Annotated in this window: 23 protein-coding genes and 1 pseudogene; 4 read left to right on the plus strand and 20 right to left on the minus strand. The window is 65.8% G+C overall.

Features of this window, described 5'->3' with window-relative positions:
* Both FV230_RS29620 and FV230_RS12865 read left to right on the plus strand, forming a co-directional pair.
* A pseudogene (locus FV230_RS29620) lies at window positions 1-1,508 on the plus strand (hypothetical protein); the annotation flags it as partial.
* Window positions 1,508-2,623 (plus strand): phage baseplate assembly protein, encoded by a 1,116-nt coding sequence (locus FV230_RS12865; RefSeq protein WP_147842670.1) that lies wholly within the window; start codon window positions 1,508-1,510, stop codon window positions 2,621-2,623. The pseudogene FV230_RS29620 and the gene FV230_RS12865, both read left to right, overlap by 1 nt.
* 153 nt (window positions 2,624-2,776) lie before the next feature.
* On the opposite strand, the gene FV230_RS12870 is transcribed toward FV230_RS12865, so the two are convergent.
* The 16 genes from FV230_RS12870 to FV230_RS29625 all read right to left on the minus strand — a co-directional run bounded on the left by FV230_RS12870 (window position 2,777) and on the right by FV230_RS29625 (window position 12,592).
* Window positions 2,777-3,658, minus strand: a complete 882-nt coding sequence (locus tag FV230_RS12870) for a hypothetical protein (RefSeq protein WP_147842671.1) — start codon at window positions 3,656-3,658, stop codon at window positions 2,777-2,779.
* A gap of 104 nt (window positions 3,659-3,762) precedes the next feature.
* Window positions 3,763-4,227 (minus strand): hypothetical protein, encoded by a 465-nt coding sequence (locus tag FV230_RS12875; RefSeq protein WP_147842672.1) that lies wholly within the window; start codon window positions 4,225-4,227, stop codon window positions 3,763-3,765.
* 322 nt (window positions 4,228-4,549) lie between these two features.
* A complete protein-coding gene (locus FV230_RS12880) occupies window positions 4,550-5,308 on the minus strand; it encodes a hypothetical protein (protein WP_147842673.1) in 759 nt (252 codons plus the stop codon).
* A gap of 92 nt (window positions 5,309-5,400) precedes the next feature.
* A complete protein-coding gene (locus FV230_RS30750; RefSeq protein WP_147842674.1) occupies window positions 5,401-5,661 on the minus strand; it encodes a hypothetical protein in 261 nt (86 codons plus the stop codon).
* Between the two features lie 376 nt (window positions 5,662-6,037).
* Complete coding sequence (locus FV230_RS12890) at window positions 6,038-6,484, minus strand: hypothetical protein (RefSeq protein WP_056250388.1); 447 nt, start codon at window positions 6,482-6,484, stop codon at window positions 6,038-6,040.
* A complete protein-coding gene (locus FV230_RS12895) occupies window positions 6,472-6,786 on the minus strand; it encodes a helix-turn-helix transcriptional regulator (RefSeq protein ID WP_056250390.1) in 315 nt (104 codons plus the stop codon). The genes FV230_RS12890 and FV230_RS12895 overlap by 13 nt, the downstream gene beginning before the upstream one ends.
* Window positions 6,787-6,874: 88 nt before the next feature.
* Window positions 6,875-7,234: a hypothetical protein gene (locus FV230_RS12900; RefSeq protein ID WP_056250392.1), complete on the minus strand. Its 360-nt coding sequence runs from the start codon at window positions 7,232-7,234 to the stop codon at window positions 6,875-6,877.
* Window positions 7,235-7,314: 80 nt separating this feature from the next.
* Window positions 7,315-8,004 (minus strand): hypothetical protein, encoded by a 690-nt coding sequence (locus tag FV230_RS12905; protein ID WP_147842675.1) that lies wholly within the window; start codon window positions 8,002-8,004, stop codon window positions 7,315-7,317.
* Window positions 8,005-8,086: 82 nt separating this feature from the next.
* Window positions 8,087-8,332 carry a hypothetical protein gene (locus FV230_RS12910; RefSeq protein WP_147842676.1) on the minus strand — a complete coding sequence of 82 codons (246 nt, stop codon included), beginning with the start codon at window positions 8,330-8,332 and terminating at the stop codon, window positions 8,087-8,089.
* A 73-nt stretch (window positions 8,333-8,405) separates the two neighbouring features.
* The gene (locus FV230_RS12915) at window positions 8,406-8,744 is read right to left on the minus strand and encodes a hypothetical protein (RefSeq protein ID WP_056250399.1); all 339 of its coding nucleotides are present in this window, start codon (window positions 8,742-8,744) and stop codon (window positions 8,406-8,408) included.
* A gap of 99 nt (window positions 8,745-8,843) precedes the next feature.
* Window positions 8,844-9,965 carry an integrase gene (locus FV230_RS12920; RefSeq protein ID WP_243924973.1) on the minus strand — a complete coding sequence of 374 codons (1,122 nt, stop codon included), beginning with the start codon at window positions 9,963-9,965 and terminating at the stop codon, window positions 8,844-8,846.
* Window positions 9,966-9,979: 14 nt separating this feature from the next.
* Complete coding sequence (locus FV230_RS30755) at window positions 9,980-10,432, minus strand: hypothetical protein (protein WP_056250404.1); 453 nt, start codon at window positions 10,430-10,432, stop codon at window positions 9,980-9,982.
* Between the two features lie 54 nt (window positions 10,433-10,486).
* Window positions 10,487-10,981, minus strand: coding sequence for a hypothetical protein (locus tag FV230_RS12925; RefSeq protein ID WP_147842678.1), 495 nt, complete (start codon window positions 10,979-10,981; stop codon window positions 10,487-10,489).
* A 65-nt stretch (window positions 10,982-11,046) separates the two neighbouring features.
* On the minus strand, window positions 11,047-11,925 hold the full coding sequence (locus FV230_RS12930) for a hypothetical protein (RefSeq protein ID WP_147842679.1): 879 nt from the start codon (window positions 11,923-11,925) through the stop codon (window positions 11,047-11,049).
* Entirely contained in the window at window positions 11,925-12,428 is a 504-nt protein-coding gene (locus tag FV230_RS12935) for a hypothetical protein (protein ID WP_147842680.1), read from the minus strand. The genes FV230_RS12930 and FV230_RS12935 overlap by 1 nt, the downstream gene beginning before the upstream one ends.
* 5 nt (window positions 12,429-12,433) lie before the next feature.
* Window positions 12,434-12,592: a hypothetical protein gene (locus tag FV230_RS29625; protein ID WP_187274963.1), complete on the minus strand. Its 159-nt coding sequence runs from the start codon at window positions 12,590-12,592 to the stop codon at window positions 12,434-12,436.
* A 590-nt stretch (window positions 12,593-13,182) separates the two neighbouring features.
* Here FV230_RS29625 and FV230_RS12945 point away from each other — a divergent pair.
* Together FV230_RS12945 and FV230_RS12950 are read left to right on the plus strand one after the other, a co-directional pair.
* Complete coding sequence (locus FV230_RS12945; protein WP_147842682.1) at window positions 13,183-14,061, plus strand: hypothetical protein; 879 nt, start codon at window positions 13,183-13,185, stop codon at window positions 14,059-14,061.
* 56 nt (window positions 14,062-14,117) lie between these two features.
* A complete protein-coding gene (locus FV230_RS12950; protein WP_147842683.1) occupies window positions 14,118-14,804 on the plus strand; it encodes a hypothetical protein in 687 nt (228 codons plus the stop codon).
* Window positions 14,805-14,879: 75 nt separating this feature from the next.
* On the opposite strand, the gene FV230_RS12955 is transcribed toward FV230_RS12950, so the two are convergent.
* From FV230_RS12955 to FV230_RS12970, 4 genes are all read right to left on the minus strand, one after another.
* On the minus strand, window positions 14,880-15,254 hold the full coding sequence (locus tag FV230_RS12955) for a PilZ domain-containing protein (RefSeq protein ID WP_187275484.1): 375 nt from the start codon (window positions 15,252-15,254) through the stop codon (window positions 14,880-14,882).
* 115 nt (window positions 15,255-15,369) lie between these two features.
* Window positions 15,370-16,128, minus strand: a complete 759-nt coding sequence (locus tag FV230_RS12960; RefSeq protein WP_147842685.1) for a phosphatase PAP2 family protein — start codon at window positions 16,126-16,128, stop codon at window positions 15,370-15,372.
* A gap of 52 nt (window positions 16,129-16,180) precedes the next feature.
* Window positions 16,181-16,750 carry a 2'-5' RNA ligase family protein gene (locus FV230_RS12965; RefSeq protein WP_147842686.1) on the minus strand — a complete coding sequence of 190 codons (570 nt, stop codon included), beginning with the start codon at window positions 16,748-16,750 and terminating at the stop codon, window positions 16,181-16,183.
* 44 nt (window positions 16,751-16,794) lie between these two features.
* Window positions 16,795-17,850, minus strand: a 1,056-nt coding sequence (locus FV230_RS12970) for a spore photoproduct lyase family protein (RefSeq protein ID WP_147842687.1), incomplete at its 5' end; no start/stop codon positions are given.

Consider the following 17,850-nt stretch of genomic DNA (forward strand, 5'->3'; position numbering starts at 1 on the left):
CTGACCAGATCGCTGCCGTCGCCGGCCAGCTAACCGGCCGCTACCGGGCGGTGATGGACGAGATCCTGAAGGCCCAGGGCCAGACCACGGACGCCCAGGTGAAGGCTGCCCAGCGGTTCGAGACGGCATTGAGCCGGGTCCGCGAGAACATGGACGGCCTGCGCACCGAGGCCCTGGCCCCGCTGCTCGAACAGCTGTCCGCCCTCGTCGAGAAGTTCGGCTCCGCGGAGACGATGGCGGCCTTCGCCAAGCAGCTTGAGGAGATCGGCAAGTTCGCCCGCACCACGGTGCAGGAGTTCGAAGCGATCGTCCGCACCTACGAGAAATTCAAGGAGTTCATCGGCCTCGGCGACCCGTCGAAGAACGTCGAGTTCAAGCCGCTCTTAGGCGGCGGCAGCAGCAAGCCGCTGACCCGTGGCGAACTGGAGGGCAAGCGCGACTCCATCGAGCAGCAGCGCAAGCTTCTCGACTCCAACCCGAACGCGCCGGACTACGCCCGCAAGCGCGATCGGATGACGGAGGAGCTTCGTCGCGTCGGCGATGAGCTTGAGAAGCTGCGGACCTCTGGTGGCGCGACGGCTCAGCCATCGGGGTTCTCCGGCGTTGTCGGCGGCGGCAACCCCCTCATTCATCGCGCCAGCTACGGCGGCATGGGCGGCGGTGGCAGCCCAGGCGGCTACGGCGGCGTCGGCACCATCCCCCCGCTTGGTCTGCCCCGGCCATTGGACGGCGGTGGCGGTGGAGCGGCGATCTCGCCCCGTGCCCCGATGCCGTATCGCGGGACCCTGGATCGGGGCGGAGCCGGCCGGTCGGTGGAAGGCCCGCTCGCCGCGAAGTACCCGGATGGGCTTGCGGCTGGGATCAAGCAGTCGGCCAAGGATCTCGGCATCAGCGCCGAGGATCTGGCGACCGTCATCTCCTATGAGACCGCCGGCACCTTCGATCCGTGGAAGCGCGGCCCGACCACGAAGTGGGGTCAGCATCGTGGCCTGATCCAGTGGGGCCAGCCGCAGCGCGAAAAGTACGGCGTCACGCAGGACATGTCGCCCGGCGAGCAGATGAAGGCGGTCACGCGCTACCTGCGCGACCGCGGCGTCCGCCCGGGCATGGGCATCCATCAGGTCTACGGCGCGATCAATGCCGGCGGCGTGTCTGAGCGGCACCTGCAGATGCGGGACGCGGCAGCCGGCGGAGCGCCGGGCACGGTTCGCGAGAAGGTCGACAACCAGATGGGGCCGCATCGCCGGAAGGGCGTCGCGCTGTTGCGGGCCGATGGCTCCGACGGCGGAGCGACGGCCTCTGCTGATGGCTCGGGCGAGCGCACCGGCGACAGCATGATGCGCCGGTTCTACGGCGACGAGGCACCGGTGGCGAAGGCGCCGCCTCAGGACCACCGGATGACGATCGACCTCAACGGCTTCCCGCCCGGCACCCGGGCCCGGACCTCGATGGGCGACCTGTTCAAGGAGACGACCGTCTCGAAGAGCCGCCAGGTGGAGGCGATCTGATGCCGGATCCCGATCTTATCTGCGAGGTGCGCACCGAGGGCGGCACCTACCGCGACTGGATGCAGGTCCAGGTCGAGCAGAACTTCATGAATGAGGGCTGGATCCGATCCTTCCGCCTCGTCTGCGCCGAGCCGAGCGCAGTTGCCAGCATGAAGCTGAAGCCTGGCGACCGGGTCGACATCGCCTTGGCTGGGCAGGTGGTGATCCAGCAGGGCTACATCCGCGATCGGCAAGCCGTGTTCGATGCCAATCGGCATGCCGTGCAGGTCACCGGCTATGGCAAGGCCGGGCTGATCACGGAGGCCAGCATCAACGGCGGCACCGGCCAGTTCCGGGGCTATCGTTTGGATGCCATCGCGAACTCGGTGCTGAAGCCCTACGGGATCAAGTTCCGGGTCGAGAACGGATCGGATGGCTGGGACACGCCCTTCCCCAACGTGATGGTCCAGTACGGCGAGACGCCGTTCGATCTGATCTCGCGGCTGTGCCGGCAGCGCAACCTGTTCTTCTACGCCGATGCGGCCGGCGACGTGGTGGCTGGTCCAAAGTCTGGCAGCAGCATGGTCGCCTTCGTCGAAGGGCAAAACATCCTCTCGGCGAACTGCCAGCTGCGCCACCTAGCGGTAGAGTCGCTCGTCTCGAACTCGCAGCAGCCTGGCTCTGACAGCTTGTTCGGAAGGTCGGCCGCCGAGATCCAGGCTAAGGCGTCGGTGAAGGGCGGCACGCCGGGGGCGATGCGCAAGGTGCTGGCCGAGATGCCGCTCGACCAGAAGGGCACGCAGCTGCGCACGAACTGGGAGGCGGCCGTCCTGCAGAGCATGGCCCTGCAGTTGCAGCTCACCTACGCGGGCTGGCTGAAGCCCGGCGTGGGCGGCCTATGGGACCCGTCCGACGGCGTGACGGTGAAGTCGCCCATGCTCTTCCCGACGGAGGGTGCGACCGAGACGCTGAAGGTCGCTGGCTACGCCTACACGCAGGATACGAACGCCGGGACCACCACGACGCTCGACCTGATCAATACCCTGGCCTGGGAGCAGCGCAGGGGCGACGCCACGAAGAACGATGGCTTCTACGACCTGGGCAATGCACCTGCGCAGCCAGAGGCGGCCACGTGACATCCGAATTAGGTTCGGTCGTTAGTATCTCATCGTGATGGCCATGAGTCAAAAATTTTGCTTCCATTTAACTAAAGCGCAAGATTGTTTTGATGACGCTAGCGATGTCATCCGCACTATAAAATATTAACTAATCTATCAAACTGAGGTTTGTCAAATGTTGAAACTCATCTTTTTGCCAAAATATTTTTCATAGATAGCCTGAGAGCTATCAACCCCTTCAACGCGGCTCGTAAACCGTTCCGCTTCGAGCGTAAGTCTTCCGCCGTCTTTGCAGGCTTCGAAAATAGTCGACGCTTCATTTGAAATTTTTCTGATGATCTGAGCTTCTCTTTCAGTCAAAATATCATATGGTATATCATCTTCAAGTAACTCTCGCAGATTTAATATAGAAGGATCTTCTAATTTGTCTTCTAGTCGCATATGGGAGCTATCGATTTTTGATAAATAATCATTCAATTCGACATATCGACCATACTTGGGAGATGACTGATCTACCACATTAGAGCCAAATATGGATTGCGCTTCAGTTCTCGCCTCCGCAGATTTTTCGCGAAGCAAATATCCGACTATATGAGAAATGATATAGTAAATATCCACAGAGATAAACCTGATGTATGGATCTTGCAGCTTTTTGCGCTCTGCATTCGTAAAACCTAATTTTTCCAATACTTTGTTGGTCTCCTCTGCCATCCCACTCTTGGTCCGCTCGGACGCAGACGCCATTCGGTTTCCCCAACCCAACTGGTAATATGTTTGCTGTGCCGAAACCGCCGCAAGTGCTTTAATATTTTGCAAAATTTCGGCAGCCTCATCCAACCTTTGCCGAAGTTTTGCCTCGACACCGATTGCTTTGAAGCTTTCTAGTTGCGGAAAATAATAAAATAGAAGATTTGCGCCGAACAGGGCGGCACATAAAGTAGCTCCTGCAACTTTATCAACGTAGCAAAGATAAATCGCTGATCCGAAAGATGTTAATGCCGCTCCTATCAAAAATGCCTTCCCAAAGAACTCGAATATTTTACCCAAATTCATTGGATGATAAATCCTTCCTTTGTTTTATAGAACGAGAATAGAATGTAGCTAAGCTAAAACATAAACGACGACGAAAACTAATGGCATGACTGCAGCATTTATTTTTAGACACTCAAGCAAATGTCTAGAAAATGTCGAATGATTGCTTCTAGATCTAAAATCGTCACATTTCTGCTATCGATAGGAGTAGAGGGCTCGATTTTTACGGTCGGTATTTTCCAGGCCACCGTTGCAAATCCCTCTGGAAAAAAGACTATTACCATCTTTTGAAAGCTTATCTGCTGCCTCTCTCTATCGACGGAAACTTTTATAGATCCAATGCTGTTGTGTGGGTCGTTGCGCAACATTGCTATGTCAATGCTAACGCCAGTTCCATCAAGTTCCTTGTTTATTCGATTTGCAACTACTTGAATATCCTGCTGGATGGCAACGAAGTTTTTCAAAACTGAGCCTGTAACTCGAATTTTTTCCTTTTTCTCGAAATCAGATCTTTCCTGTGCCTCTACTGCCCGGGCAGTTTGCGCCCGAGCTTTGTCAGCTAAAGACATTTGCGGCTTGTTGTCGGACATAAAATCCTCGCTAGGCCATGTGCCCATCACCCCTCCACGAGTTGATCGCTCTACAGCCTTGCTGGGCGAAGAGTGATCGAAATCAGTGTTTCAATGGGTGGCTCATCCCGGCAGGATAGCCGCCGGGGTGCGGTTGTCGAGGCGCTTAGGCGGTGGGAGGCACGAGTGTGATGTACCTTGCAATTTAGTCGATAGTTCGCTGTTGGCCGGTGCACACGGCAAGTGCTTACGCAACAAATCTTGCATGCAGTTTTTGATGGCTGGGTGTCAGAGACCAGCCATGGAGTAACTTTAACCCCTGCGCCGCGCACGCATCGCGGTCCTACGAAGTCTCTACATTTAAAAGCGGAAGATTGTCGCCCAATTCCCATAAGCAATTATCATCGACCAACAGTTTTTGTTCTCCGCCAAGTTTACCTGGAAGTTTAGAGCTAATTAGTTTGAACATGTACTTCTGGTGAAGCTGCGTTAATGTTCTGCTAGTTTTTAATAACCAATTCATTACTTGGTATGGAGTAACACCTTCGCTTTCCTCTTCATAAAGAAAAGACAGGTACGAGAGTTCTTCTGAAAAAATGTATAAGGTATTTCCTGTTTGGTTATGTAAGTGTATATTAAATTCGTAATCTTCAGGAAATTCTTTTGCTGTTAGAAATGGATCCAGATGATCAATATCGTAGTGATTGGTCATCTTGTTTCTAATTTTCTTAACTAGGTCCCATACTGGCCCATTGCGAGCACTCGCCACTCTTTTTGTGGCCATTTTCATAAATGGCGCAAATTCCTTGTCCGTCTCAATGGAAATTTGCGCGTTGAACCTGTCAAAAAGTCGCATAAATTCGTATGTTTTAGCAATCAAGGTGCGCTGTATAATGCTAGATTGAACGGATGTATATTGATTTAACACAGAATTGTCACTTAAAGATCGCATGCTCAAAATATACAATTTAAGGAATATAGCTTGATCGTTTGCGGCAAGACTTGCAGCAGTCATAAATCCAAAATGATACTTAGGAATAATTGCTAAATCTTTCTTCGAAAATCCAATAGTCCGGAAATTGAAAATCTTTGAAGCAGTCATAAGATTGCATCAGACTCTAGGTTCAAGAGCATACTTTAGTAGCCGCCTGATCGCCTCCGGCCGGGAAGGCCTCGGCTCGGGCTGGTCTGCGATCACTGCCGTTGCGCCGGGGTAGGGTTCTGTAGGGGGGAGCCGAGTTGAGAAGGCTGCTGTCCAGAAGGCTCCGGCGCCGGGGCTGGTGCCGGTTGACCTGGCGTCGCTGGCGGAACGCCCGCTCCAGTCTGCAGCGTCTGGTCGGCCTGCGTCTGCACCTTGTCGGCGGTCTGCTGGCTGATCAGGCCATAGGATACAGCGACAGCCAGGGCGACGGCTATGACCGCTCCGATGATCGTCTTCGCGAGTTTGCTCTGCACGGACGCTCTCTTATTCCGCACGCTCATCGGACAGTCGCGAGCGAAGGCCATGATGCGGCACGCTGCCGCCGTCCGTCCACCTGCAATCAACCTCAGTTGCTTCCGCCCTGCTTCCGGGACGTAGCACAAACGACAAGGGCCGCCCGGAGGCAGCCCTTAAGTCACTCAAACGGTTGAATAAATTGGAGCGGGCGAAGGGATTCGAACCCTCGACCCCAACCTTGGCAAGGCTCTCACCCCGCCGCAACTTTCCTAGGGACCGGCGTCCGGCCCGTCAATTCCCATGCAACGCCGTTCGATTGGATCGAGCGCCATGCACGGCCATGCGGGCCGGATTTCGTAATTGCGGGGCCATTCCGGGACCCCGCTCCGGGCGTCAGATATACACGTACCGCCCATCCTTCAGACGCATCCGGATCCCCAGGACGACGACGAAGGCTCCCGGCAGGATCTGGAACAGGTAGCTCACCAGGTACAGCCAGGGCGCGCCGGCCATCGCGGACATGATCGCCTCCGCGGTGGATCCGACCAGCATGAGGCCGGAGCCGAGGATGAGCGCGTCGAGGCTGTAAGCCCGCTTTGGCTGCGGCTCGGTCCTCAGGATCCCGCCGACGCTCCACCAGCAGCCGAGAGCATGCCGGAGCTGATCGAGCTTGGTGTCGCAGTCGGCGAGGTGCGATGACCACTCCTCGGCGTAGGACTCCCGCTTGCCCTCCGGCAGCCGGGCGGCCGCCTTGCGGATGAGGAAGCGGGCGAGCCTCGGGCAGCGGTCGTAGAGGTCCGCGCCCAGGATGTTCATGAGCAGCCCGATCAGGAGTTCCATGCGAGGGCTCCTTCCGGCGCGACCTGGTACTCGGCGAACGCGGCACGGGCCCGGGCGCGCCCTGCCATCGTCAGCGTGTAGAACCGTCGCCTCGGCCTCCCGGCCTCGCTCGGTTCCACCTCCTCCCACTTCCCCTCGACCCAGCCGGCGGTCTCCAGCCGGGCGAGCATGGGGTACATCGTCCCCGACCCGATGCGGGCGGACTTGCTGATCTCCGCGCCCGACCTCCCCTCAAGGGGAGCCGAGAGCAGGAACTTGAGCGCGCGCAGGGTCGTGTCGGAGAGCCGGACGTCCTCAGCCATGGTGTACCTCGAAAGTCGACATAGCCCCCTATATCGACTTTCGACTACGCTTGTCTAGTCCCTGGTCCTTCCGACGCAGGGCCCGCCCTCAGGCCAGTGTCGCGAGGTCGGCTTTGTCCTCCTCCGGCGCCGCCGGGGCCCACTCCATCCGGATCTCGGCCGCGCGGCGTTCCAGGTCCTCGGCCGCTCGGATCGCGAGACGCCGAGTGGGCTCGAACAGGGCATCGGGCACGGGGCGGGAGCCCGAAATCCACTGCGACACCTGCGCCTGGGTGATGCGCCGGCCCGCAACTTCCGAGAGCGCCGTCGCGAAGAAGCTCTGCCAGCGCGGCCCGAAGGCTCGCTCGCCGAGGCTGATGACGCCCCGTCGGATGAGGATTTGAGCCTCGGTCAAACCCGAGAGGTCGACCTTGGCCTCGCGGATCGGCTTGGGGAAATCGAAGGACACGGTGCGGGCTCCTGCGCAGGACGGGCGTTTCAATTCTACACCGGCCGCCCCGTGATGGGGGGCCGGTGGAGGTGCAGGCTTCAGGCGGCCTCGACTTCGAGGAGGTTTTTGATCCCCCGGCGGATGCGCTCGGCGCCCTCGTGCAGGCCCTGGTCGTTGCCGGCCTTCCAGCCGAGGATCGCCATCTCGACCTCGCGGCGCGTGACGTCTCCGGGGAGCGAGAGGATCGGCCTGCCACCCACGCGGACTTGGATGCTCATGCCTCCCGGCGCGCCCCACGCCCACCACCCCTGACCGCGGACGTCGTACCCGGGGAACTGGCCGATGCGATCGCACGCGACCTCCTCAAGATGGCGCACCTGCAGGTTTCGCAGAGTCGCAATCAAGTGCTCGCGTGCCTCCCAGCGGTCGTGGCCGGCGCGTCCGTGGCCGGTCATCCGAGCTACCTCTCCGACGAAGGTCCTGGCGGCGTAGACGGCCCTCTCAGCGGCCGTCCACTCGTCGTCCTCGGTCGACTGGCGCAGCGTCGGTGCCGCGGCGGCGTGCGGCTCCAGGGCGGCGGCGACGGTAGCGTGGTCGTCGGAGGTGCAGAAGTCGAACGTGAGGATCGCGGCAACGGCGGGGTGCTCCGGGAAGGCGCGTTTGGCGGCGGCCCGACCCTCGGCGTCGATCGTGCCGAGGGCGCCGAACATGGCGTAGACGGTCGCGTCCTCGTCCCGGGACGGGGACGCGGCGAGCACGGCCTCGATGGCGGGGATGGCAGCTTTCATGGGTGTGGTCCTTCCGGAAGGGCTGGGTTCGGTCCTGAGGCCCGGGATCGGGAGGTCTCTCACCCCTCCCGAGGGGCGGGCCTCAGTCGCCGGAGAGGCGGCGCTCGGCGCGCTTGCGCAGCACGGAGGCCTCGATCGTGCGGGCCGTCGGGCCGGTGCGCACGTGCACGGTCGCCTCGCGCTCGAAGTCCCGCTCGCCCTCGTAGCGGCGGTAGACGCCGACCCGGACGATCCAATTGCCGTCGAACCTGAACTCGCCCTCGGTCGTCAGGCGCAGGCCGTCGTCGAAGTCCACGCCGTCGTTGTCGAAGTCCACCATCCTGGCCATGTCCGGATCCTCTGTGCTGGGGGTAGGGTTCTCGCCTGAGGCCGGGGGGCGATCCCCCGGCCGGTCCGCGCCCTCAGTCGGCGCAGACCTGGGAGTCCTCCCAGATCTCGGCCTGGAGCTCGGCGTTCATGACGCCATGGCCGTCCTCGGCGCCGCCGGCGACGACGATGTCGCGGTACGTGCGGCCGTTGATCCTGTGCTCATTGCCCCAGCAGAGGACCGAGCCGTCGCCCAGCACCGCGATCGCATCGGAGCCGAGGTCGTCGAGGTCGACCGTGGCGGTCTCGGTGGGGGCGGAGAGGGCCGCGATCTCGGCGAGCGCGGTGTCGAGGTCGGACTGGGTGATGATTTCGTTCAGGGCGTGCTCGACGGCCTGGTTGTGGGCGACGTTGGCGGCGGTGAGTTTGGACATCGGTGCGGTTCCCTCGGGGAGACCGTCTCCCCGTTGCTTGTAAATATACAAGCAACGGGGCCGAAAGCAAGGGGTGCTTGTAAAAAATAAAGCTCCGCGTCAGGCCGCCGCAGCCGCCTTCTGGTAGGCGCTCGACGTGTGGCCGTAGACCTTGAGGACCATGGCCAGCGACATGCCGAGGTACTCGCTCACCTCCACCGGAGGCACGCCGGCGCGGAGCATGATCGTTGCCCTGGAGTGCCGGAGGATGTGCGGCGTCGGCCAACCCATCTCGTCGGCGTCGCCCTCGGCCTCCTCCGAGAGGTAGCCCTCCTCCTCCTCGGGCAGGTCGGCGGCGAGGCCGGCCGACAGGTCGGTGACGCGGTGCGTCCCGTCGATGTCGCGCCGGTCCAGGCAGGCCCGGATCGCGGCCATCCTGAACCCCTTGCTGACCCGCTTCACGGCGGCACCGTTCCGATGGACGACGCGCGACACGCCGGCCGCCAGGTCCTCCTCGCGCCACTCCTTGAGGAGCGGGAGCAGGCGATCGTGGATCCGGCACGGGGGCTGCCTCTTGCGGGATGCCGGCGCCTCGGGGCCCTCGCGGAACATCGTCACCGTCGGGAAGTCCACGTACCCGGCGACCTTGTGCTTGCGCCAGCGCAGGTCGAGGACGGCCGCGCTCCGGGTGCCCGAGTAGAACGCGATCTGGAGGAACCGCACCAGCTGGTCGCCGGGCTCGTGGCGCAGGCCCTCGATCGGCTGCCAGTACGGCTCGCGCGTGGCGATGTCTGAGGAGAACCAGCGGAACCCGGAGGCCGCCTTCAGGAGGCGCTCGAACTCCGATTCGGTCAGCCAGTCCGGATGGCCCTTCGAGGCCTTGGGCAGTTCGAGCACCGGAACCGACGAGAGGTTGTACTCCCGATGCCAGGCGTTGATGGCGGCCGACAGGGTCCCGAGCTCGCGCCGGGCCGTCGACGTCGAGATCGGCTTCGAGATCTTCCAGCCGGGCTTCGTGTAGCGCTCGCTCGTCCGCTTCTCGACGTAGTCGCGGCACGTCGATCCACGGATCTGCGCCAGCGTCAGGCCCCTCAGGATGCGAAGTAGGTGGACGATGTGCTGGCCGACCAAGGCGGCATTCTTCGTGCCCTCCATGCGGGCGCCGTAGAACGTCAAGCAAGCGGCGACGGACACCAGGCGGGGGTTGGAATTCGCCGGGTCGTCGTGATCCGGCGAGGCCATGAGCCGCTCTCGGGCTAGGCGCCCTTGCTCCGCGATGTGGAGCGCGAGCTCCTCTTGAGCCGCGCCGCGAGCTGCAAGGCCGTGTCGTGTTCTGCGCTTGTAGCGCTCGCCATCGATGAAGTCTGCGATTGCCCAGACCTGTCGCTTCCGGTCGAAGACAAGGCGGGAGGGTTGCTTGGGGCGAGCCACGTATTTCTCCAGTCGAGCAGGTATTGGCGGGTCGTGTAGATCGCGTGTCCGGGCTGCATCGATTTCAGTCGATGAGGATCCGGGGCACGCGTCGCGGCCCGCAGCTGCGCGGTGGAGAAGGTCGGGAAGCCTAGGGCGTCCGCTAGCTCGGGGGCCCACGCGGCGACGTCGAGCGACATCAGCGTGTCCGTACCGGCCATGGAGGCCTCGTCGCGGGCGCCGTCCGAGAAGTCGAACGGGCCGGCGTGAAGGACGAATGTGGGCTTCGAATTGAGCATGGTGCGATTCTGAATCGAGGGGGCTTCGACTGCAACGGCAAATAGAGGCCGCGGTTAACACGGCGGGGGATGGTTACTGGGACATGCTCGAAGTCCCAGCGTTTCGGCCGTCCGCGTGTAGGTCCGGTTCGGGCGGTACCGGCGGTAGATCTGCCGCATCGCGTCATCGACGGCCTCGGCGCTATCGTCCTCGAGGAGCTCCGCCGACGCATCGCCGTCGTCGGATTCCGAAAACCGAAAGACGATGTACTGCCGCCCCAAGGTCGGCCGCCATCCGAAATGGGCCGGGCACGCGTCCGGGTCCCGCCGGCGGAAGAGCAGGAGCCGCCCCTCCTCGACGCCGAGGATCTCCCCCAGGAACTCGTCCTCCGGATCGCGGGAGAGGTGGGAGTCCCCGTCATCCCTCGCCGTGAACGGCGGACTGGCCGTCACCAGATACCCATGCTTGATCACGCAGCGATCGAGGCTGTGGGCCTCGGTGATGCTCATGTCGAACGTGATCGACAGGGGAGCGGACGGGGTCGGGGCGGGCTTCTTCTTGGTGGCCATGGTCAGGTGTCCTTGTGTTCGGTGGAACGCGCAGCCTTGGCGCGTGCCCGGGAGGATCCGGCGCCTCACCACGCGAGGCTACCGAGGGCATCGGCATCGTCGGAGGGGGGCGGTTTGGGCCCCGCCGCCTCGACCGCGGCCACCCGGCGGCGGATCACCCGGAGCCAGTGCAAGCACGTCGCGACGTCGAACCCGGCGTGGCGGTGGTGCGCCGCGAGCGTCGGGACCGCCGCGTCGACCCGCGCCGTGCGGAACTCGGGCGGCAACGCGCCGATCCTGACGAGGGCGTGCCCCACGAGGGCGTCCGGATCGAGCACCAGCAGCTTGCGCAGAAGGGGCTCAACAGCGGCGTCGAGTTCCAAGTACGACCGGGCAACCCGCCCGCGTGGCCGCGCCGACCTCAGCGCCGCCGCGACCGCCTCCGCTTCGCGCACCTCGGCCTCGTACGCGTGCCGCGCGGCCTGCTGGACCGGCGGGAGCCCGCGGACCTGGATGTAGTGGGTCCGCCCGTCGTCGTCGCGGAACTTGATCCACGTCTGCTCGTGTGTCAGCAGGCGCCACATGCGCTGCCCCTCGGGCCCCGTCTCGGCCGCCAGCATGTCGACACGCAGGCCGTAGCGGACGATGACCCCCGCATCGCGCCAGGGCGTCTCCGGGTCGCGGGGGATCACGAGGGCCCGACGTCCCTCCCTGATCCTGGGGAGGTCCTCCACGATCCGATCGATGCCGAGCACGTCCACCGGCTCGCCGTCCCCGTAGACCCCGTAGAGCCAGAGGACGTCCTCGCAGACGGCGACCATCTGAGCGTAGGCACCGGCCTCGCCCAGCGGCGTACCTGCCTCAAGGCCCTCGTCGAACGCCCCCTCGTAGCGCCTCGTCCGGAGCTCCTCGATCTGGCGCACCAGCTCGTCGAGACCGGAACCGGTCAGGATCCCGCCCGCCATCAGATGACCTCCCCGACACAGGCGTTCTCGACGCGCGTCCACGCGCCGTCGACGTAGTGGAAGGCGCGCCTGTCCTCGCCCTCGGGATCCCACCCACGCACGTGGGGCTCGGGGCCCCCGTCCACTCTCAGGACGACGACGCCCCCATCGAACAGGCGCACGCGCGTGACCAGGACCTCGCCGTCCCGGCGCACCGAGAGAACCGCCGAGACGAACGTCGGCACGTCGGCCGGCAGGCTCCTCGCGATCGCGGCCTCGACGATGGCTACGTCGCGGGGCCGCCGGCGCCCGACGCCCGCGTCGTCGATGAGGGCCGTCAGGCGGGCGCACGGCGGCAGGGGGGCCGCCTCCCGGATCAGGGGGACCGGCGGCGTCCAGTCGGCCGGCCGGGTGAGCTCCTGCAGCGCGATCTGGCGCCACATCGGATCGCGGACCATCGGGCCAGGATCCGGGACGTAATCCCAGAGGGTCATGAACTCGTCGGCGGGGGGCTGCTCGGGCACGGGGATCACTCCGGCTTGGCGAGGTCGGTGAGCAGCGCCTCGACGTGGGCGCGGTGCTCGGCGGCGAGGCGGTCCGGATCGAGGTGCGGGGGCAGCGCCTCGTCCTCGTCGTCCGGCTCCATCACCTGGTGGTTGTGCTGAAGGTCGATGGCACGGTCGCTCATGCGGCTCATCAGGCGGCCTTCCGGAAAGCGGGGACGTAGGCGGCCTCGCGCGACCTCGGCGCGACGGTCCGGTGCGCCGGGCAGTAGGGCGAGCCGAGATCGGCCGGGTGCCCGCAGGCCGTCGGGTCCAGACGGGGATCGCCGGCGATCCAGCGGCAGACCCCGTCTCGGACGTCGAGGATCGAGACGCGGCGGCGCCTTAACCACGAGGGCCTTCGGGGCCTTCCGCGGGCCCTCGTGGGGCTTACGTGCAAGGGGGGTCCTGCTGGCCCCGGGGCCCTGGAAGCTGACGTTCTCGCGCCGCATCCGGCCGATGACCGAGCTGTGGCTACGGGCGATGCCCTCGGCGGCGAGCGTGGCCGAGATGGAGCGGGCGGACACGCCGGCGAGCCACAGCGCTTTGACGCGCTCGACCAGGTCGGGCGACCAAGTGTGGGGATGGAGGGGCATGGGGGTACGAGGCACCGGGGGTCTCCTAGCGAACGCATATCAACATGCAGCCAATGCACCAGCTTTGTCAAAAAGACTATTGGCCGGGCTTATTTCGGAGCATAATCTTGCGTTAACCATTTCCCCTGTGGACACGCCCCATGCCCCGGTTGACCGCTCCCCCGCTCGATTTCGACGGCTTCCCTTGGCGCCACGTCGGCGAGCGCCTCCGCTACGGCCACGCCATGGCGCTCTTCGTCATGGACGAGGCCCCGCAGACCTTCTCGGACGCCTACCGAGCCGAGCGCGGCTTGATGGTCGCGGCGGTCTTCTCCTGGACGGACCGCGCCGGCACCCCGAACCTGCTGCCGTGCTGGTGGGGGATCTCGGCCGAGGACGTGGACGTCCCGGCGCTCAGGGCGGCGGCCGACGCCGCAATCGCTAAGGCCCGCGCCGCCCGTGACGAGGCCAACGCTCGGGCCGAGGAACGCCGGCTCGCCGCGCAGGCTCGCGTCGACGAGATGGCGGGACCGATTCGCGAGCGGCTTCAGGCGCTCGTCGGGGCGGCACCCTGGCAGTTCGGCCGGTCCCTGACGGAGGCGGCCGAGACCGCGCACCGGGCCGAATGGGGGCCCTACGATCTTGAGCGTGCGGAGCGCTGGCTGTCCAACGCCGAGGCCAACCGCGTCCGCGCGGAGCAGAGGATCGGGCGCCCGGCGATGCCGCACTTCTACGCCCGGTCAGAGGACCCGGCGGTGCGCGCTGCGACCCTGGAGGGGCTGCGCTACCTCGCCTCCCTCGACGAGGACTGGGCCGCCATCCAGAACGGCGAGGGTTTCAGCCAGACCACGACCTGGAGCGGTCACGTCCTCGCCGAGCGCGAGGTCCTCGACCGGGGCGAGGCCGCCCACGGGCTCGCGCTGATCTATCAGCACAGGCTGCAGCTGCCCGACGAGCTCTGCGAGCGCGCCCTCGGCGAGGCCCCGGTGCGCCGAGGCCGGCGCCGCCTCCCAGCTGGCGACTTGCTAGCCCCGGCCTGACGATACCCTCGCCCCTGTCTCTCCGTCTCCCTCAGTTCAACTTAGGCAGTCCCGCAATGATCGACCTCAAGAAAATCCTGGCCTTCATCGCCGCTCTCATCGCCGCCATTTTTGGCGACGCCCGCGAGGCCGCCGTGTCCCTGTACGGGGACGTGAAGCGCGTCGCCGGCGTCGCGAAGGCCGCGGTCGACCGCACCGCTACCGCCGTCGGAGCCGGCCTGGAGGGCCCGGCTCGGGGGCTGGATCTCACGGCTTCCGGGATCGGCGGTGTCCTCGGGGCCCTGCTGCCCCGTCCGGCCGTCCACGCGTCCGACGTCGCCGAGGTCGCCCTGGCCAACGACAACCGCGCCGCGGCCGGCCCGCGCCCGGTCGCGCTTGGCCTCGGAGAGCTCGTTATCGCGCACAACCGAGCCGCGATGGACCCGACTGGCCGCTCCGGCAGGGATCTCGCCCCGCTCCCGCGGGACGTCGCATCCTGGCTCGCCGGCCTCGACACTGGCGCCCGGTGCAATCTGGCATTCGTGCCCGCGTTCCGCGTCGAGCAGCATCTCCGCGCCGAGTCCCTCTCGGAGATCCATGGGGGCCTGCCCCTGATGCCGTCCCTTCAGGCGCGCCTTGATGCCGAGGCCCCGAAGCCTCGCCCCGGCGAGTACGACGCAGACGACAAGAGGGTCATTGAGGAGGCCTACAGGCTCCTGGAGACCCCCGAGGCCCACGCCCGCGTCGCCGCCTGCCGCATGTGACGTGTCAGCGACCGAACGACGAAGGGCCCGCCGGTCATCCCGGCGGGCCCTTCGCATGTCTGGGGGGGCTTGAGGCTAGACGAGGCCCTGGCGCCGGGCGGCGGCGACGACCGCGCGCTCGGCCCGCTCGGCCCGGGCCTCGGCCGCCGCGCCGTCCTCGCGCGCCGGTTGATCGAGGAAGGCGAGGCCGGCCTGGGTGCCGTCGCGCCAGACGACCTCGGCGCGGCGGGTCTCGTTGCGGCCGGTCACGTTGCGGCCGGTCACCGTGAGGTCGACGACGCGCGGCAGGACCACGTCCTCCGCGACGACGATGCGGGCGCCGGTCAGCGAATGGTCCCGCAGGCGGCACGGAGCCTCCGGCAGGAACGCCGCGAGGCGCAGGGTGCCGCCGAGGCAGGCCCGGCGGCGGTCGCTGTGGCGGCGCTCGATCTTGGGCGTCGTCAAGGTCACGAAAGTCATCCCGGCTCTTGTTGGCATTTCATCAATGCAAGGGAGCACGAAAAGCTTCGTCTCGTCAGGTATAAGTGATGGTTAACCCTAACGGCGCCGGGCAGGCATGCGGCCGTCACCGGGCCGGCGGCGGGTCCGGCGCCTCGACGCCGCCGCTGCGCTGGAGCTGGAGCGCGACGAACCAGCACAGGGCCGCCCAGGCGGCGCCGATGCACCAGCCGGCCAGCACGTCGCTCGGCCAGTGGACGCCGAGGTAGATCCGGCTGATCCCGACGAGGAGGGTCATGGTGACGCCGAGCGCCAGCACCAGCGCCTTGACGCGGCGGTAGCGGTCGATCCGCGCGAGCAGCGTCGCCAGGGTCAGGTAGGCGATCGCCGACATCATTGCGTGGCCGCTCGGGAAGCTCGCCGTGAACACGTCCATGCCGTGCGGCACCAGGTCCGGCCGCGGGCGATGGTAGAACAGCTTCAGCACCGTCGAGACCAGCTCGCCGCCGCCGACCGCGCCGATCACGAACAGGCCGACCCGGCGCTTGCCGGACAGGGCGAGGTAGGCCGCGACCGACGCCGTCAGGAACACGATGGTGAAGACGCTGCCGAGCCCGGTGATGTCGCGCATCGTCTCCTCCAGCCAGCGCGGCCCGATCGGATCGGACAGGTCGGCCGGGTTGCGCAGGGCGAGCAGGATCTTGCGGTCGAGCGCCTCGGTCGAACCCTCGCCGACCTCGTGCGCCAGGGCGACGAAGGCGTAGCCGAGCCCGCTGACGCAGATCAGCGCCAGCAACGGCCCGACCTCGTTGAGGCGCAGCCGGAGCCAGACGGAGGTGGCGTGGGACAGGAACGGGATGCGCCGCAGCGGGGCGGGGGGGCTCATCGCGCCGTGCCCGATCGATCGCGGGCGCCGTGGGGAGGATTCATCGAGACCATCACGCGTTCTCGCCGAAGGCGAAGCGCGCCCGCTCGGCCCAGGGACCGCCGAGGTAGCGCCACAGGCGGGTGGCCGGCGCGGTGAAGCGGAACGGCGCGAAGTCGTCGGCGAGGGCGGCGTGGAGCGCGCGGGCGGTGTCGGGGTCGACCTTGTTCTGCACGGTGACATGCGGGCGCCAGCCCTGCTTGTCCTGGGCGGTGAGGTGGGCGTCGAAGGTCTTGGCGAGGCGCGCGCGGAAGGCCGAGAGCGGCTCGGAATCGAGGACGTAGGCCACGCCGCGGCCGGTGAAGCGCAGCCCCGTCACCGCGACCTCGGGCGGCGGCACGGTGCGCGCGAGCAGCGCGATCGTCTCGCGCACGCCCGCCTCGGCGGCGCCGGGCAGGTTGTGGAACAGCGTGGCGTGGGCCGGGATGCGGTTGAGCGCCTTCGGGAAGTGTTGGCGCCGCAGGCCGTCGAACCGCGCGAACGTGTCCGCGTCGAACTCGAGCGTCAGGATCAGGGGCGCCTGCCGGGCGTCCTGTCCCGGCTCCTCTTGCTTCAGCGCATCTTGCGTCGGCGTCTCTGGCATGCGGGCTTCCTGTCGCGGCCGGACGGAGATGGCGCGGCGCGCGATCAGGTCCAGTAGAGGATCCGCGCCGCGGGCAGGTCGCGGGCGAGCGCGGCAAACAGCGTGTCGCGCATCGACCGCATCAGCTCCTTGGGGAAGACGTACTTCACCGAGCCGAACTTGGTGAGCTTCTTCGCGCGCTCGGCCTCGTCGAGCGGCAGGTCGGAGCCCGGGTACCAGCCCTGGAGCACCTGCTTTGAGCCCGGGGTGAAGCGGTGGGTGATCAGCTCGGCGGTGAGGTCGAGGTCGGGCACGTCGGCGAGCGCCGCAGCGGCCTCGCGGATCAGCCCGGCATAGCCGGCCTCCCAATCCGGCACCGGCAGGATCGGCGCGATCGTGAGCCCGACGGGATAGCCCGCCAGCGCCACGGCCCGCATCGCCTGGAGCCGCGCGTCGAGGCTCGCGGTGCCGCCCTCGTAGCGCGTCGCGGTGCGGGCGTTGACCGAGAACCGGATGCGGGTGCGGCGGTTGTGCGGCAGGTCGAGCAGCGGCTCGACCGCGGCGAACTTGGTGGTGAAGCGCAGCTGCACCGGCGTCTCCCAGGCACCGAAATGCCGGATCGCCGCCGAGAGCGAGCCGGTGAGGTGCTCGATGCCCAGCGGATCGGTGTAGCACGAGGCCTCGAAGGTGGTCCCTTCCTGCGCCCGCTCGGCCTGTGCCGAGGTCACCGCGCCCTGGCCGAGATAGGCGCCGAGATTGGCCAGGATCGCGTCGAGGTTGGCGTAGGCCCGCGTCACCGGCGGCCCCGACAGGGAGCCGGCGAGGTAGCAGTACTGGCAATGGGCCGGGCAGCCCTCGGCGAGGTCGAAGCGCCAGTCGGCCGAGGGCGGGATCGGCTGGAGCCGGAGCTTGGTCGGCGGTGCCACGACGAGGGCGAGCGTCGCCTTCGCCTCGATGTAGGCCCGGCGCGGGTCGGCCTGGCGCAGGCCGGTGAGGCGGTTGGCCGTCAGGCGCTCGACCGGGAGCCCGAGCGCTTCCGCGCGGGCGAGCATCGCCCGGCCGTGCGCGTGCTCCAGGGCGGCCGGCGTCGCCAGGACGCGCCGCGGACGCCACAAGCGTGC

Source organism: Methylobacterium sp. WL6, assembly GCF_008040095.1.
GTDB lineage: Bacteria > Pseudomonadota > Alphaproteobacteria > Rhizobiales > Beijerinckiaceae > Methylobacterium.

What these genes read in the sequence shown, in the direction of transcription:
- FV230_RS12865 (WP_147842670.1), top strand. Translation starts at nt 1,508, where the DNA reads ATGCCGGATCCCGATCTTATCTGCGAGGTGCGCACCGAGGGCGGCACC.
- FV230_RS12870 (WP_147842671.1), bottom strand. Translation starts at nt 3,658, where the DNA reads ATGAATTTGGGTAAAATATTCGAGTTCTTTGGGAAGGCATTTTTGATA.
- FV230_RS12875 (WP_147842672.1), bottom strand. Translation starts at nt 4,227, where the DNA reads ATGTCCGACAACAAGCCGCAAATGTCTTTAGCTGACAAAGCTCGGGCG.
- FV230_RS12880 (WP_147842673.1), bottom strand. Translation starts at nt 5,308, where the DNA reads ATGACTGCTTCAAAGATTTTCAATTTCCGGACTATTGGATTTTCGAAG.
- FV230_RS12890 (WP_056250388.1), bottom strand. Translation starts at nt 6,484, where the DNA reads ATGGAACTCCTGATCGGGCTGCTCATGAACATCCTGGGCGCGGACCTC.
- FV230_RS12895 (WP_056250390.1), bottom strand. Translation starts at nt 6,786, where the DNA reads ATGGCTGAGGACGTCCGGCTCTCCGACACGACCCTGCGCGCGCTCAAG.
- FV230_RS12905 (WP_147842675.1), bottom strand. Translation starts at nt 8,004, where the DNA reads ATGAAAGCTGCCATCCCCGCCATCGAGGCCGTGCTCGCCGCGTCCCCG.
- FV230_RS12910 (WP_147842676.1), bottom strand. Translation starts at nt 8,332, where the DNA reads ATGGCCAGGATGGTGGACTTCGACAACGACGGCGTGGACTTCGACGAC.
- FV230_RS12915 (WP_056250399.1), bottom strand. Translation starts at nt 8,744, where the DNA reads ATGTCCAAACTCACCGCCGCCAACGTCGCCCACAACCAGGCCGTCGAG.
- FV230_RS12920 (WP_243924973.1), bottom strand. Translation starts at nt 9,965, where the DNA reads ATGGCCTCGCCGGATCACGACGACCCGGCGAATTCCAACCCCCGCCTG.
- FV230_RS30755 (WP_056250404.1), bottom strand. Translation starts at nt 10,432, where the DNA reads ATGCTCAATTCGAAGCCCACATTCGTCCTTCACGCCGGCCCGTTCGAC.
- FV230_RS12925 (WP_147842678.1), bottom strand. Translation starts at nt 10,981, where the DNA reads ATGGCCACCAAGAAGAAGCCCGCCCCGACCCCGTCCGCTCCCCTGTCG.
- FV230_RS12930 (WP_147842679.1), bottom strand. Translation starts at nt 11,925, where the DNA reads ATGGCGGGCGGGATCCTGACCGGTTCCGGTCTCGACGAGCTGGTGCGC.
- FV230_RS29625 (WP_187274963.1), bottom strand. Translation starts at nt 12,592, where the DNA reads ATGAGCGACCGTGCCATCGACCTTCAGCACAACCACCAGGTGATGGAG.
- FV230_RS12945 (WP_147842682.1), top strand. Translation starts at nt 13,183, where the DNA reads ATGCCCCGGTTGACCGCTCCCCCGCTCGATTTCGACGGCTTCCCTTGG.
- FV230_RS12950 (WP_147842683.1), top strand. Translation starts at nt 14,118, where the DNA reads ATGATCGACCTCAAGAAAATCCTGGCCTTCATCGCCGCTCTCATCGCC.
- FV230_RS12960 (WP_147842685.1), bottom strand. Translation starts at nt 16,128, where the DNA reads ATGAGCCCCCCCGCCCCGCTGCGGCGCATCCCGTTCCTGTCCCACGCC.
- FV230_RS12965 (WP_147842686.1), bottom strand. Translation starts at nt 16,750, where the DNA reads ATGCCAGAGACGCCGACGCAAGATGCGCTGAAGCAAGAGGAGCCGGGA.